The organism is Algoriphagus sp. 10J20-15 (genome assembly GCF_055809615.1).
This window is the reverse complement of sequence record NZ_JBVVUG010000040.1, coordinates 73,248-87,363: the sequence shown is the minus strand read 5'-3', so window position 1 is coordinate 87,363 and position 14,116 is coordinate 73,248. Positions and strand designations below refer to the sequence as shown.

Below are 14,116 nucleotides of genomic sequence, written 5' to 3'. Positions count from 1 at the left end.
CACCTGCCCATTCATCTTCTGGAGATTCAGAAACAGTTATTTCTTCTACCTCAGTTTCGACCGTTTTTTCACTGGAACATGAAGATAGGATTACTGCCAATGCTGCGACGATGATATAGTTTTTCTTCATCTTATTTTTTCAAAAGTAGAACGTATGCTACCATATCCTTAGCATCCTCTATGCTCAAAGCTGGGTGTGGAGGCATTGGGATTTCTCCCCATACACCTACGCCACCAGCGATTACTTTCTCTGCTAGCATATTGATGTTTTCTTCAGTGTTTTCATATTTAGCGGCTACATCGGCGTAAGAAGGTCCTACGATTTTACGCTCTACCATATGGCATGAGGTACAGTCTGAAGTCTTCAATTTGGCTAAACCTTTGATGTAGATGGGATCGTCTTGGTATTTTTCTTCCAAGCTCATTTCTACTTCAGGAGCAGCTTCAGGAGCTTCTACTTCTGCAGTTGACGTGGTTTCAGATGTTTTTTCTCCTCCGCCACAGGCGAATGTAAATCCTGCCAGAGCTACTAAGACAAGATTTATAGGTTTTGTGATTTTCATTAGTTGGATATTAAAATTGAGTTATTTGATTCCTAAGATTCGTTTGTTGAATTCTTCGTCTGCTCCACGGCCTGCAAAGTCATCAAATGCTTTTTCTGTTACGTTGATGATATGTGAAGCGATGAATGGAGCGCCTTCCGCAGCTCCTTGTTCTGGATGCTTGATGGCACATTCCCATTCTAAAACTGCCCAGCCATCATAATCGTACTGCGAAAGTTTGCTAAAAATTCCGCTAAAATCAACCTGTCCATCTCCTAAAGATCTGAACCGGCCTGCCCGCTCTACCCATCCTTGGTATCCACCATAGACACCTTGCTTACCTGTTGGGTTAAATTCGGCATCTTTTACATGGAACATTTTGATTCTTTCATGGTAAAAATCAATGAATTGCAGGTAATCCAAGCATTGCAATACAAAATGACTTGGGTCATAAAGGATATTTGCGCGCTTATGATTATTGACTTTATCTAGAAACATTTCAAATGTTACTCCATCATGCAAATCTTCCCCTGGGTGAAGTTCATAGCATACATCTACACCATGTTTGTCGAATTCGTCAAGTATAGGAGTCCATCTTTTGGCCAATTCGGTAAAACCGGTGTCTACCAAACCTGCTGGTCTTTGTGGCCAGGGATATACTGTCTGCCACATCAATGCTCCTGAAAACGTAGCATGCTGGGTCAGTCCCATATTTTCGGATGCTTTTGCCGCATATTTCAACTGCTGCACAGCCCACTCAGTTTTTCCCTGTAGATTTCCTTTCAGATTGTCAGGAGCAAAACCGTCAAATAATTCATTGTATGCAGGATGTACTGCTACCAATTGCCCCTGAAGGTGCGTGGAAAGCTCTGTGATCTGCAAGCCAGCTTCTTCTACGGTACCTTTGATTTCGTCTGCATAGGTTTTGCTTTCAGCGGCTTTTTGTAAATCCATCATTCTGCCATCCCAAGAAGGTATCTGAACGCCAGCATAGCCGAGGTCGGCCATGTAATTACAGATGTTCTTCAGGTTGTTGAATGGTTCTTTGTCGTCAATAAATTGTGCGAGAAAAATCGCAGGGCCTTTAATTGTCTTCATTTTTTTTAGGTTAAAATATTAGGTTTAAGAATTTATTTTTCTACTACAAATGGAGTCCATTTGATATCGGACTCATTACTTTTCAATACATGATCGATAAAAGCCATTCCTCTGATTCCATCTTCTATGCCAGGATAATCTTCCCATTCTGCTTTTGGAGATTCTCCAGCTCGATCTGCATAGATACAGCGTGCAAAATTTCTATACAAATTGGCGAAAGCTTCTACATATCCTTCAGGGTGGCCAGCCGGGGTTCTGGTATTTTCGTTTGCCAAGGACCCTAAATAGCCGGTGCCTGCTCTCAAAACTTGAGCTGGAGCATCTGGCCACCTAGCAATCAGTGTGTTATTTAACTCCTGCTGCCATTCCAAGCCACCTTTCTCTCCATATACGCGTATCCTTAAATTGTTTTCAGCACCAGTATCGGTTTGCGAAGCGGTAAGCACTCCTGATGCCCCGTTTTCAAAACGCATCAAAACTACACCATCATCATCGATAGGTCTACCATCCACTTTGATGTATAAATCGGCACAGATTGAGGCCACTTTTTCTCCAGAAACATACTCAGCTAAATGGAATGCATGTGTGCCAATATCCCCCATGCAGCCGGCCATTCCATTTCTTTTTAGGGTCTGTACGCCATTCTGCTTGTTTGTTGTTCTCCGATTCGAGTAGTTTCCAAAGCCATCCTTGCGGATATTCCACATACACTTTTCTTACCTTCCCGATTTTCCCCTCTGCGATCATCTGCTTGGCTTGCTTGATCATCGGATAGCCAGAATAGGTGTGGGTTAGTAAAAATCGTTTGTCGGAAGCTTCTACAATGTGATAAACTTCTTTGGCTGCGCTGGTAATTCAAGGTCAGCGGCTTATCTAAAGCTACATGGAAGCCATGTTAGAGCGCTTTTACGGTTCCGGTACGGAATCCACGTTGTTCGGAGTGACGATGGCGACGACATCGATGCGTTCTGATTCTGGGAGTGCTAGTTCACCAGCAAACATCTCGTCGTAACTGGCATAAACCCTAGCAGGATCTAGCATAAGTTCTTCGCCGCGCTGTTTAGATTTCTCAGGGTTAGAACTGAATGCTCCAGCGACCAGCTCGAACATTCCGTCCATCAACGCACCATTCAAATGGATGGCTCCTATAAAAGATCCTGGACCGCCACCGATAAGTCCGAGTTTTAGTTTTTGTGAGGATGACATAAGGAAAAAGACTTTATATTCAGGTTTAAATGCTTGAAATAATTGATTCTGAGTGAAAAAACCTTCGGTATTCACCTGAAATGATGGAATAATTGATCAATTGCTCCATTAGGGTATAAATGGCTTCGTACGAATCAAGAGTTTTAGCCTCAGAAAGTCGTTTAGAAATGCCTAAAATACTTCAAAAAGGCCAAACATTAAACATTGGCAAAGTGCTAAAAGTTATCCATTTCCTTATTCGAATTAAAATCTATGAACATCAATACCAGGCTCCGTCTCTCTCTTATGATGTTTTTGGAGTTTTTTATTTGGAGCTCCTGGTTTGTGACGATGGGGACTTTCCTGGGTACCAATTTGATGGCTAAAGATCGGGATATCTCGCTGGCTTTTTCTACCCAATCGTTTGGAGCTATTATTGCCCCATTTGTAGTAGGTCTCATTGCCGACCGATATTTTCATGCGCAGAAAATTCTAGGTGTCATTCATCTTCTGGGAGCTGGCCTGATGTATTTACTTTATTCTTCCAAAGATTTCTCAGGGTTTTTCCCGCTCCTTTTTATCTATATGATTCTCTTTATGCCTACGCTTGCATTGGTGAATTCGATCTCTTTTAACCAAATGAAAGATCCTGCCAAGGAATTTTCAGGAATCCGGGTTTGGGGTACTATAGGTTGGATTACTGCAGGGTTTTTGATCAGTTTTATGTCATGGGACAGTCAGCAAGGATTAAAAGAGGGGCTGTTGAGAAATACCTGGCTGATGGCGGCGGTTAGCTCTTTGGGCTTAGGTCTTTTTAGTTTTGTGCTCCCGCACACTCCTCCTCAGGCCAAAGCCAAGGGAGATTTCAAGCTTTCCGAAGCACTTGGCCTCGATGCATTAGGGTTATTGAAGGATAAGAATTATGCGATTTTTTTTATTTCGTCGATTCTGATTTGCATCCCTTTGGCTTTTTATTATCAAAATACCAGTCCATTTCTAACTGAGATAGGAATGGAGAATTACTACAGGAAAAATGGCAATGGGCCAAGTGTCAGAAGTAGTTTTTATGTTGGCGCTACCGTTTTTCTTTTCCAGGTTTGGTTTCAAAAAAACGTTGATGGTCGCCATGCTGGCTTGGGCATTGCGTTATGTGTTTTTCGCTTTTGGAGATGTAAATGAAGGTGTGTGGATGCTATTACTAGGTATTTTACTCCATGGGATTTGTTATGATTTCTTTTTTGTCAGTGGCCAGATATATACTGATTCCCATGCAGGCAAAAAATATAAGTCCTCTGCACAAGGATTGATAACACTAGCTACCTACGGAATTGGAATGTTAGTAGGGTTTTGGGCCGCAGGATTAATTTCAAACTATTTTATAAATGATACGGATGGCCATCTTTGGAAATCAATTTGGTTAATTCCTGCTGGCATTTCTGTTTTGGTTTTGCTACTTTTCACAGCCCTTTTTAAAAAGGAACAAATAAATTCACAACAATAATCCCCCTCATGACCAAACCTATAGATAATGGAAGAAGAGAATCTTTCAAAAAAGTATTACTTGCAGGCGCTGCATTCAGCACTTTGTCTTCTTTTGATATGAAGGAAGAAAAGCCTTACCAGCTGAAAGGAAATATCAATCACGGCGTTTGCCACTGGTGTTTTGCGCGAAAACTACACCATTGAAGAGTTATGCATAGAAGCAAAAAAAATCGGTATCAAGGGAATAGATCTAATAGGTCCTGATAACTGGGCAACTCTGAAGAGCATGGTATAGATTCCTCCATGTGCAACGGCGCTGAACTTGGTTTGAATGATGGATTTGGTGAAGTGAAATTTCACGAACAACTCATAAAAAACTATACGGAGATGATTCCTAAAGTGGCAGAAGCAGGTTATAAAAACCTGATTTGCTTCTCCGGAAATCGGAGAGGAATGGACGATGAGACTGGCTTGGAAAACTGCCAGTTGGGGCTTCGAGAAATTGATCCCTTTGGCAGAAAAACATGGAGTGATCCTTCAGATGGAGCTGCTGAACGGCCCGCGTGAATCACAAAGATTACCTATGTGACAAATCTGCCTTTGGGGTGGAGCTATGTAAGCGATTGGGAAGTGATAATTTTAAATTGCTTTACGATATCTACCACATGCAAATCGATGAAGGTGACCTGATCAGAAGTATTAATGATAATCATCAATATTTCGGACATTACCATACCGCAGGAAACCCCGGTCGAAATGAGCTAGATAATACCCAGGAAATTTATTATCCGGCAGTGATGAAAGCGATAGCAGATTCGGGTTTCAAAGGCTATGTGTCCCATGAATTTATACCAAAATCTGCAGATAAAATGGCCTCACTGAGACAAGCAGTAGAGGTCTGTGACGTTTAAGTAAGTTAACCAAAAAGAAACCATACCTATGGCAAATGAAACATATGACGCAATAGTAGTTGGGTCAGGAATAAGTGGCGGTTGGGCTGCTAAAGAATTAACAGAGAAGGGACTGAAAGTTTTACTTCTCGAAAGAGGGCCGGATGTAGAACATGTGACCGATTATAAGACTGCGACTCTACCTCCTTGGGAAGTCCCGCACCGTGGCAGAAGACCCAGGAGCAGCTAGAGAATCATCCGAATTTGAGAAGAGATTATGTGCTAAATGAACTCAATCTTGACTGGTGGGCTCATGAAGATGACTCTCCTTATGTAGAGGAAAAACCTTTCACATGGTTTAGAGGGTATCAAGTAGGAGGTCGATCACTTCTTTGGGGAAGGCAATCGTATCGATGGTCAGACCTTGATTTTGAAGGAAATGCGAAGGAAGGTGTTGCTGTTGACTGGCCGATTCGTTACAAAGACATTGCGCCTTGGTATTCCTATGTGGAGAAGTTTGCAGGTGTTTCCGGTTCAAAAGATGGATTAGCGTTTTGCCAGATGGCGAGTTTATGCCTCCTATGCCGATGAATTGTGTGGAGAAAGACGCAGCAGCAAAAATCAAAGATCATTACAAGGGAGCTAGAACATGGACTATCGGTCGACCAGCTAATATTACCCAGCCCCTTCAGGAGAAGCACAGGCTGTCAGTATAGAAATAAATGTTCATTAGGATGTCCATTTGGAGGCTATTTTAGCACGCAAGCCTCTACATTACCAGCAGCTAGAGCGACCGGTAATCTTACGCTACGTCCTTGGTCCATCGTGAGAAGATTGATCTATGACAAAGATACCAAGAAGGCCACAGGCGTAGAAGTAATTGATGGTCAAACCAACGAAACGATCGAGTTCGATGCGAAGATCGTTTTCCTTTGCGCATCAGCATTCAACTCCACAGCCATTCTAATGCGTACAGCAACGGATGTTTGGCCGGGTGGATTGGGAAGTAGCTCAGGGGAGCTAGGACACAACGTAATGGATCACCATTTCCGATTGGGAGCTAACGGTACTATGGATGGCTATGAAGATAAATATTACTTTGGCCGAAGACCAACAGGTCTTTATATTCCTAGATTCCGAAATGTAAATGGAGATAAAAGAGATTATCTAAGAGGTTTTGGATATCAGGGAGGGGCTAGCCGTAGCGGATGGTCTCGAGACGTTGCCGAATTGAATTTTGGAGCACCAATGAAAGAGGCGCTTACGAAGCCAGGCCCTTGGTCTATGGGAATTACGGCTTTTGGAGAAATTTTGCCGTATCATGAAAATACTATCAAATTAAGTGACACTGTAAAGGATAAGTGGGGTCTGGAATCTTTGGTGATGAACGCTGAAATCAAGGACAATGAAATCAAAATGCGCAAAGACATGATGGCTGATGCAGCTGAAATGCTTGAAGTGGCTGGTTTCAAAAATGTCAGGGAATTCGATGCTGGATACACTTTTGGACAAGGAATTCACGAAATGGGAACTGCAAGAATGGGTCGAGATCCAAAAACTTCAGTGTTGAATGGAAATAACCAAGTGTGGGAAGCGAAAAATGTATTCGTAACTGATGGAGCTTGTATGACTTCAGCTGCAGCAGTGAATCCTTCACTTACCTACATGGCATTGACTGCTAGAGCAGCAGCTTTTGCTGTGGATGAATTGAAAAAGCAAAATCTCTAATCGTAAAAGACAAGACTATGACTATGAATAGAAGAGACGCTTTGAAAAGCGTAATGGTAATGATGGGAGGCACAATGATTGGCGCTACTGCGGTGTTGACTGGTTGTACTCCCGAGAACCAAATAGAGGGCTTGGACTTTGATCCAGACGACATTGCTTTCTTGGATGAGATAGGAGATACTATTATTCCTGAGACGAATACTCCTGGAGCTAAAGCTGTAGGAATTGGCTCTTTTATGGAAATGATGGTTAAAGATACCTCTACGATGGAGATAGCCAAAAGGACTTTGTAGATGGAGTTAACAAGCTCGGCAAAGATTTCAAAGCTGCAAACGGAAAGAGCTTTGTAGGTGCACCTGCAGCCGAAAGGTTAGCATTCTTGAATGGAATGTATGATGAGTTCAAGTCCAGTGGGGAAGACCGAAGCCCTAAAGTTATTAATATGCTCCGCGACTTAACGGTTTTGGGCTACTTTACTTCTGAAATCGGAGCGACTCAAGCTTTGTAGATTACGTAGAAGTACCGGGACGATTTGACCCTTGTATTCCATACAACGAAGGAGATAAGGCCTACGCAGTTTAATTAATTTACCTATATAAATGGCCTGCTCTTACTTAGGGCAGGCCTTCCTATTTTATGAATAAACAAAGAAGAAAATTACTTCAGATTGGCGGAATGCTTGGTGTTGGAGCAGTATTATTCCCTTATGATATCGCTGCGCGTGCACTGGATAGAGCCAAACTTTCCGAAATTTGGACTTCAATTATACTCTGTGAAGGAAGAGATGGCAAATGATGCAGCGGGCACCATGCGCAAGCTTGCCCAGTTTGGATATAAGCAATTTGAAGGTTTTGATGGAGGGAAAGGAATCCTTTGGGGAATGCAGCCAGCGGAGTGCAAAAGTTTGTTGAGTGATATAGGTGTTGAGTTTATTTCTTCTCACGCCGATGTCTTTAAAAATCTTGATGCGCAGGCTGAACAAGCTGCGGAAGTTGGTATGAAATACTTGATTTGTCCATATATCGGTGCTCAAAAATCGATAGATGAATGGAAAAATATCGCTGAAAGATTTAATAAGGCCGGCAAAACCTTACAATCCCATGGGCTGAAATTCGCTTATCATAATCACGACTATACCTTCAAGATGCTTGATGGGCAATTGCCTCAAGATATTTTGATGGAAAATACTGATCCTGAATTAGTTGATTTTGAATTGGACATGTATTGGTCTCATGTGGCTGGTTATGACCCTTTAGAATACATAGCTAAGTTCCCTGGACGATTTAAACTTTGCCATGTAAAAGATGCAGAGCCGGAGGGAGGAAATGCACATGACCGCGGTGTCCTTCTTGGAACAGGCGAGATACCTTATGCAGATATTATCAGGAAGTCTAAGAAGTATGGAATGGAGTATTTTGTAGTGGAACAAGAAAGATTTGTAGGTACTACACCTCTAAAAGCAGCAGAAGAAAATGCAGTATACCTTAGTAAACTCAAGGTTTAGATCAGGTAAAGGGTACTTTACTTCTAAAAAGCAGTAAATAAACAGCCAGTGCTAATATGATCAACAAAGCCACTTCAAATTGAGCCCATATCTGGGAGCGATTAATAATGATATTGGCTTTGTTGATCCATTTTTCACCTTCTTCCAATTGGATTTTGCTTAGGTTATCTAAGTCCTGCTGGGCTTTACTTATTTTTTGATCGTACAGTTTTACCTGATTTATATTCACTCCAGAAGAGTCAGAATATAATAGGCTGTAGTTCTTGATTTGCAGGTCTGTTTCTATAATACTTTTGAAATCAGTTAAGTATTGCTCCTCATTTTTGGTGAGGTTGGTACTGTTCGAAATCTTTTACTATTTCAATAATATTTTTTTCATACGTGGCTATTTCATTTACTACCGATGAGTAATCGTACCCCATATCACAATGGTCTACTAGTTTTTGAATTTTAAATAAGTTCTCAGATATTCTAAAAATATAGCCCTCTACTACTAAGCGGTCATTATATACTTCTGTGAAAGTACTGCTTATACTTTTGAAGGCTTGGCGCTCAGTTAAGTTTTTACCATAGATCAAGAGCATCAAAATTCCAATAATTACAAGGGCAGTAATTTTCCTTTTCTTAAAAGAAGTGTTTTTCATCGATTAATAGATTTATGCTGGGATGTTAATTGTATTCAGTTTAGGGATAACTCCTTGACTTTCCTATTTTTTTCAAACTAATCAAGAAAGTCTTTCAAAACCGGGTCATGATTTTACGTTTTTACCTACCTGTTTTAACTCCAAGGCAATTGAGAATGTTTTTGAACTCATTTTAATTGGGAGACATTAAAGATAGACAGAGAAAAAATCATTTTTAAAATATAGGTAGAGTCCTTTTGATGGAATGATTAAATTTAGGCTAAGAAATAAACCCAATACCAATGGCATACTATCACAGAATGGGAGATATCCCGCCCAAACGACACACACAATTCCGTCAGCCAGATGGCAGTCTCTATAAAGAGGAAGTTGTGAGTTCCAAAGGATTTTCAGGGATTTACTCCACACTTTATCATATACATAATCCTAACCAAGTTAAGTCTATCGGCAAACCAGAACCTTATTTCCTGGAAGCCGGCTACTGAGCACGGGCTAAATCAAACCCACTTAAAGACTTCTGGTGTCGAATTCACTGGTGAAGACTATTTGTCAGCACGAAGAAACCTAATGATGAACTCCGATGTCATGATGGGGATATGTGCGCCACGCCAGCGAAAAATGGATTATTATTTCAAAAATGCTGATGGGGATGAATTAATCTATATCCACGATGGTGAAGGTGTGATGTATTCTCAATTTGGAAAACTTGAAGTGCACAAGGGTGATTATATCGTCATTCCCCGTACAACGATTTACCGGTTTGAATTTGAGGAAGAAGGACCACTCAGACTACTGGTAATAGAGTCTGTAGGTGCTATTGAGACGGTCAAGCGCTATAGAAATGAAGTAGGACAATTGTTAGAACATTCACCCTACTGTGAGCGAGATATACGCCCGCCACATGACCTTCATATCGAGGATGACAAAGGTGAATACCTTGTCCAGATCAAAAAACAAGGAATGCTCCATCAGTATTCTTATGGCCATAGCCCGCTGGATATAGTGGGTTGGGACGGCTACTTATATCCTCTTACGCACTTTCCATTTATGATTTCGAACCAATTACCGGAAGGATTTCACCAGCCGCCACCAGTTCATCAGACTTTCCAGGCTTGGGGATTTGTGATCTGTTCTTTTGTTCGCGAGGCTATTCGATTATCATCCTCTTTCCATACCTGCGCCATACAATCATTCCAATATTGATTCGGATGAAGGGATCAGATCATGCAGAGGGCGAATTTATGAGCAGAAAAGGAATCGATAGGGGTTCATTCACCTTGCACACTGGGAGGCTTGCCACATGGTCCGCATCCCGGGACTGTTGAGAAGTCCATCGGTGCAAAAGCTACGGATGAATATGCGGTGATGCTGGATACATTCAAATCACTTCAGAATTACAACGGATGGGTGACGTTGGAATTTGTGGATGAGAATTATCCGATCAGCTGGAACGGAGATAGGGAATCATCACTTGTATCATTAGCACAAAGTCCTCGGTCTTTCAAGATCGAGGCTTTTTACTTGCTAGGATTAGGGAGTTTACGTTTTGTCAGTGATCTCCAAAATTGGTTCTCCAGTCGCACCATTTGGCAATTTGATGTCCAGCATCATCGAAAGTGTAGGAGCGATGTCAGTAATGGTAGCGTACCTAGAGGCTTTCTCCGGCTGGTAGCATCTCGCATCCATAGAACAGGATTGGGACATTGGTATCGTATGAATACCCTGTGCCATGAGATGTACCTGTGGATCCTCCTGTTAGCCATGCGGGTTCGAGTACAATTAAAAATATCACCTGAAGCCTTGTGATTGTAGCCCATCTGAAGTCGCATCGCTCTACCTTGGGTAAACTCGCGGGTTCGCATGGCTGTCCCAAGTACTAGACTTTCTTTGATTCCATCAGCTTTCAACAGATACTGTGCAATTTCATTTTCAAAATCTTCTAGGTTTATATCCTTTTCCCGAATCAATTCATGGTCAAGGAAGATTTGTCCATTTGAATAGTTTTTAATCCATTTTCCAACACCGTACTTAGCTAAAATGAAGTTTTGAAGCCCATTCATGACAGTACCAGTAGGTAAATTGCCTGCAGGTACTTTCTCGCTGCTGATCATATGTGTTGCCACTTCGGCTACGGCATGATCGGCAGATAATAGAAAACCATATACTCGTCTTTTCCATAGGTTTCGTCCAAGTAATTCAGTAGCCTTTCTATTTCCTGATCCAAACGAAGGTAAGTATCCTCGATTTCTTTGGATTGAGGACCAAACCTGTGGCCAACATAATCAGTAGACGAGAAGCTAAGTGCTAAGAAATCTGTATCCTCTCCCATGCCCATCTTTTCTCCTTCCAGAGCAGCCAAGGCAAAGTCCAAAGTAAAGGGTATTGCCAAAAGGCGTAGAAGAAATCAATCCAAATTGGCCATTGGTTTCTCTTAGTTTATTCAAGTCATAAGGGAAGGTAGGGGTATCTTTTCCCGCTTGATAATTTTCCTTCAAAAGGATTGTCATCCACCAGACTCGGAAGTATAGGTTTTGATGGGATAGAGCGTATCCCATGTCTGGGAAAGGTACTGATCGACCAATTTTCTTTCATTGAATTTATCTACCCATTTAGGGAGCTGATCATAATAGTAGGAAGAGGTCATGAACTCGCCTGTGCTGGAATCAAACCAGTAGGCATCTCCCATGTGACCGGCAGGAAGGCTGGCTCCGCGATCTTTGATTGCTACTCCTACCACTTTGGATCGTTTCTGGGTAGCGATTCTAAGCTCATCTGTGATAGTGGTGGTGAGCATGTTTCTTGGGCTGATGTAGCCATTGCTTTCAGATCCACCTACATTAGTTACGGTAGTATCTCCTGCGCAATAGATCATTTTATCGATACTTTTTGCGTACCAGTCATTGCTGATGATTCCATGCGTGGCCGGAGTAGTGCCAGTATAGACGGAAGCATGACCAGGTCCGGTATAAGTCGGGATGTAGTTGAAATGGCCGTTTTTCATCATAAAACCATCTTTCATCATCCGCTTAAAACCACCGTCGGAATACCTGTCTGCAAAGCGATAAAGATCATCCTGGCGCATTTGATCTACTATGATACCAACAACTAGTTTGGGCTTTTTGGCAGCTTCCTGTGCTTTCAGAGGATTAGAAGCCAAAACGAATAGCAAAAATACAATCCCTATTTTTTTCATCTATTTATTCAATTGGGGTTTTACGGGTCAGAAAGCTGCTCTAAGCTTAACTTGAGTGCATCTCGCCTGATCGATAATAATTTCTAAAGTGTACCGATTTCGTGATTTACGATTATATGATTTAAATTTTTTAATAGCCAAAGATAAGGATATGCTGCAATCTGTGGATTAAGACTTTGTTAAATGGTCAAAAGCGCAGACATTAGAATTCTTAATTCAACATGATCCCTATGAAAAAGATACTTTGGACTCTATTTTTAATTGCGTATTCATTCACGGCATTCTCTCAATCTTATTTTGATGATGGGCTCAGCTCAGAATGGCATAGCCAAAGAAGAGAAGAATTAAGAAAATTAATGCCTGCTAGTTCTGTAGCAGTTTTTTTTAATAATCCTGTTAAAAATAGAACCAATGATGTGGATTTTATTTATCATCCTAAACACCGATTTCTTCTACCTGACAGGATTTCGTGAGCCTAATGCGGTGCTAGTCGTCTTTAGTGAAAAGCGCGAAGTTAATGGCAAATTAGTAGATGAATTGATTTTTGTTCAGAATAGAGATCCACGTGCAGAAATGTGGAATGGAAAGCGGATGGGGATTGAAGGAATGAAGAATGAGTTAGGCTTTGAAGAAGCTCTTCTTAACACTGATTTTGGGACAAAGTCAGGGATTAATCTTCAGGATTTTGACAAAATATTGACTTTTAGCCTTTCTGAAGAAATTGAAGAAAGTAGCGCAAATCAACCTCTCAATCAAATGATTGATGAGTTCAAAACCGCTACCGCTTATCCTGATAAACTAAATGAGATAAGTGCACAGGTCTATAAAATGATAAAAACTTCAGATTTGGAGACTTCTGATCGTGTCATTCAAATGCTAAAAAGATATGAGCGACAATATCCCGAAATGATGCAAGATCCATTGATCAATTCATTTATGAATGCAGAATCACCTGAAAAGAGAATGCTCGTAAAAGATGAAATGCCTGATCAAAAGCTGGATATTACGTCACTTGCAAGTATGATGAGTGTACTTAGAGAAGTGAAAACTCCCGAAGAAATTGCCCTACTTAAAAAAGCGGTAATGATTTCTGCGGTTGGACAAATCGAGGTGATGAAAGCGGCGAAGGTAGGAATGACAGAACGGGAAATTCAGGGTGTTCATGAATTTATTTATAAGCGATATGGTGCTGAAGAGCTTGGCTATCCATCCATAGTAGGTGGAGGGAATAATGGCTGTATTCTGCATTATATTGAGAATGATAAACGGGATTTGAATGACAGGTTACTTCTGATGGATTTGGGCGCAGAGTGGAGAGGGTATACTGCAGACGTGACCCGCACCATACCGATAAATGGTAAATTCAATGCTGAAGAAAAGGCTATTTATGAATTAGTTTACCTAGCTCAAGAAGCAGGAATAGCAATATCTAAGCCTGGGGTTACTTTTCAGGAAATTGATGCGGCAGGCCGCCAGATAATCAATGATGGACTTGCCAACTTGGGAATTATTAAAAAAGGGGAAAGCCATATGTATTTCCCTCACGGGACTAGCCACCATATTGGCCTAGATGTGCATGATCGCGGTACCCGTGATCCGCTCAAAGAAGGTAATGTCTTTACTATTGAGCCAGGAATTTATATACCAGAGGGATCGGATTGTGATCCAAAATGGTGGGGAATTGGAGTGCGGATTGAAGATGATATCTTGATTACCAAAGACGGAGCTGTAAATCTTTCCGAAGCAGCCCCAAGAACCATCGCCGCTATCGAAGAGATGATGCGGCTACCAAGTGTATTGGAGGAGTGGGTGCTGCCGGAGATTGATTAATTACCTCAGGCAAAAGGAGC

The 14,116-nt window shown here is 41.5% G+C and carries 11 protein-coding genes and 6 pseudogenes; 9 read left to right on the top strand and 8 right to left on the bottom strand.

Going from position 1 to position 14,116, the window contains the following annotated elements; translation table 11 throughout:
- Positions 1–131: 131 nt before the first annotated feature.
- The 3 genes and pseudogenes from AC0L6R_RS17505 to AC0L6R_RS17495 all read right to left on the bottom strand — a co-directional run bounded on the left by AC0L6R_RS17505 (position 132) and on the right by AC0L6R_RS17495 (position 2,846).
- Complete coding sequence (locus AC0L6R_RS17505; RefSeq protein WP_283411762.1) at positions 132–563, bottom strand: c-type cytochrome; 432 nt, start codon at positions 561–563, stop codon at positions 132–134.
- A gap of 21 nt (positions 564–584) precedes the next feature.
- Positions 585–1,640: a sugar phosphate isomerase/epimerase family protein gene (locus AC0L6R_RS17500; RefSeq protein WP_473272338.1), complete on the bottom strand. Its 1,056-nt coding sequence runs from the start codon at positions 1,638–1,640 to the stop codon at positions 585–587.
- Between the two features lie 32 nt (positions 1,641–1,672).
- Positions 1,673–2,846, bottom strand: a pseudogene (locus AC0L6R_RS17495) (Gfo/Idh/MocA family protein).
- A gap of 252 nt (positions 2,847–3,098) precedes the next feature.
- Here AC0L6R_RS17495 and AC0L6R_RS17490 point away from each other — a divergent pair.
- The 6 genes and pseudogenes from AC0L6R_RS17490 to AC0L6R_RS17465 all read left to right on the top strand — a co-directional run bounded on the left by AC0L6R_RS17490 (position 3,099) and on the right by AC0L6R_RS17465 (position 8,429).
- A pseudogene (locus AC0L6R_RS17490) lies at positions 3,099–4,326 on the top strand (MFS transporter).
- Positions 4,327–4,334: 8 nt separating this feature from the next.
- Positions 4,335–5,218: pseudogene (locus AC0L6R_RS17485) on the top strand (hydroxypyruvate isomerase family protein).
- A gap of 28 nt (positions 5,219–5,246) precedes the next feature.
- Positions 5,247–6,925, top strand: a pseudogene (locus AC0L6R_RS17480) (FAD-dependent oxidoreductase).
- Positions 6,926–6,942: 17 nt separating this feature from the next.
- Positions 6,943–7,507 (top strand): annotated as a pseudogene (locus AC0L6R_RS17475) (gluconate 2-dehydrogenase subunit 3 family protein).
- Positions 7,508–7,561: 54 nt separating this feature from the next.
- Positions 7,562–7,720, top strand: a complete 159-nt coding sequence (locus tag AC0L6R_RS17470) for a hypothetical protein (RefSeq protein ID WP_473272337.1) — start codon at positions 7,562–7,564, stop codon at positions 7,718–7,720.
- Positions 7,698–8,429 (top strand): sugar phosphate isomerase/epimerase family protein, encoded by a 732-nt coding sequence (locus AC0L6R_RS17465; RefSeq protein WP_473272336.1) that lies wholly within the window; start codon positions 7,698–7,700, stop codon positions 8,427–8,429. Before AC0L6R_RS17470 ends, AC0L6R_RS17465 begins: the two co-directional genes overlap by 23 nt.
- A 1-nt stretch (position 8,430) precedes the next feature.
- Here the strand turns inward: AC0L6R_RS17465 and AC0L6R_RS17460 are convergent, their stop codons facing one another.
- Together AC0L6R_RS17460 and AC0L6R_RS17455 are read right to left on the bottom strand one after the other, a co-directional pair.
- Positions 8,431–8,658, bottom strand: coding sequence for a hypothetical protein (locus AC0L6R_RS17460; RefSeq protein WP_473272335.1), 228 nt, complete (start codon positions 8,656–8,658; stop codon positions 8,431–8,433).
- An 88-nt stretch (positions 8,659–8,746) separates the two neighbouring features.
- Entirely contained in the window at positions 8,747–9,073 is a 327-nt protein-coding gene (locus tag AC0L6R_RS17455) for an MCP four helix bundle domain-containing protein (protein WP_473272334.1), read from the bottom strand.
- A gap of 281 nt (positions 9,074–9,354) precedes the next feature.
- Here AC0L6R_RS17455 and AC0L6R_RS17450 point away from each other — a divergent pair.
- Positions 9,355–10,522: pseudogene (locus AC0L6R_RS17450) on the top strand (homogentisate 1,2-dioxygenase); the annotation flags it as partial.
- A 158-nt stretch (positions 10,523–10,680) separates the two neighbouring features.
- Here AC0L6R_RS17450 and AC0L6R_RS17445 read toward each other — a convergent pair.
- From AC0L6R_RS17445 to AC0L6R_RS17435, 3 genes are all read right to left on the bottom strand, one after another.
- Positions 10,681–11,196, bottom strand: a complete 516-nt coding sequence (locus AC0L6R_RS17445) for a hypothetical protein (protein WP_473272348.1) — start codon at positions 11,194–11,196, stop codon at positions 10,681–10,683.
- A gap of 5 nt (positions 11,197–11,201) precedes the next feature.
- A complete protein-coding gene (locus AC0L6R_RS17440) occupies positions 11,202–11,462 on the bottom strand; it encodes an alkaline phosphatase family protein (RefSeq protein WP_473272333.1) in 261 nt (86 codons plus the stop codon).
- Positions 11,463–11,576: 114 nt separating this feature from the next.
- Positions 11,577–12,266, bottom strand: a complete 690-nt coding sequence (locus tag AC0L6R_RS17435; RefSeq protein ID WP_473272332.1) for an alkaline phosphatase family protein — start codon at positions 12,264–12,266, stop codon at positions 11,577–11,579.
- Between the two features lie 221 nt (positions 12,267–12,487).
- Here AC0L6R_RS17435 and AC0L6R_RS17430 point away from each other — a divergent pair, with 221 nt between their 5' ends.
- Positions 12,488–12,739, top strand: coding sequence for an aminopeptidase P N-terminal domain-containing protein (locus AC0L6R_RS17430; RefSeq protein ID WP_473272331.1), 252 nt, complete (start codon positions 12,488–12,490; stop codon positions 12,737–12,739).
- Positions 12,678–14,096, top strand: coding sequence for an aminopeptidase P family protein (locus AC0L6R_RS17425; RefSeq protein ID WP_473272329.1), 1,419 nt, complete (start codon positions 12,678–12,680; stop codon positions 14,094–14,096). The genes AC0L6R_RS17430 and AC0L6R_RS17425 overlap by 62 nt, the downstream gene beginning before the upstream one ends.
- Positions 14,097–14,116: the final 20 nt, after the last annotated feature.

What these genes read in the sequence shown, in the direction of transcription:
- AC0L6R_RS17435 (WP_473272332.1), bottom strand. Translation starts at nt 12,266, where the DNA reads ATGAAAAAAATAGGGATTGTATTTTTGCTATTCGTTTTGGCTTCTAAT.
- AC0L6R_RS17500 (WP_473272338.1), bottom strand. Translation starts at nt 1,640, where the DNA reads ATGAAGACAATTAAAGGCCCTGCGATTTTTCTCGCACAATTTATTGAC.
- AC0L6R_RS17470 (WP_473272337.1), top strand. Translation starts at nt 7,562, where the DNA reads ATGAATAAACAAAGAAGAAAATTACTTCAGATTGGCGGAATGCTTGGT.
- AC0L6R_RS17455 (WP_473272334.1), bottom strand. Translation starts at nt 9,073, where the DNA reads ATGAAAAACACTTCTTTTAAGAAAAGGAAAATTACTGCCCTTGTAATT.
- AC0L6R_RS17505 (WP_283411762.1), bottom strand. Translation starts at nt 563, where the DNA reads ATGAAAATCACAAAACCTATAAATCTTGTCTTAGTAGCTCTGGCAGGA.
- AC0L6R_RS17430 (WP_473272331.1), top strand. Translation starts at nt 12,488, where the DNA reads ATGATCCCTATGAAAAAGATACTTTGGACTCTATTTTTAATTGCGTAT.
- AC0L6R_RS17425 (WP_473272329.1), top strand. Translation starts at nt 12,678, where the DNA reads ATGATGTGGATTTTATTTATCATCCTAAACACCGATTTCTTCTACCTG.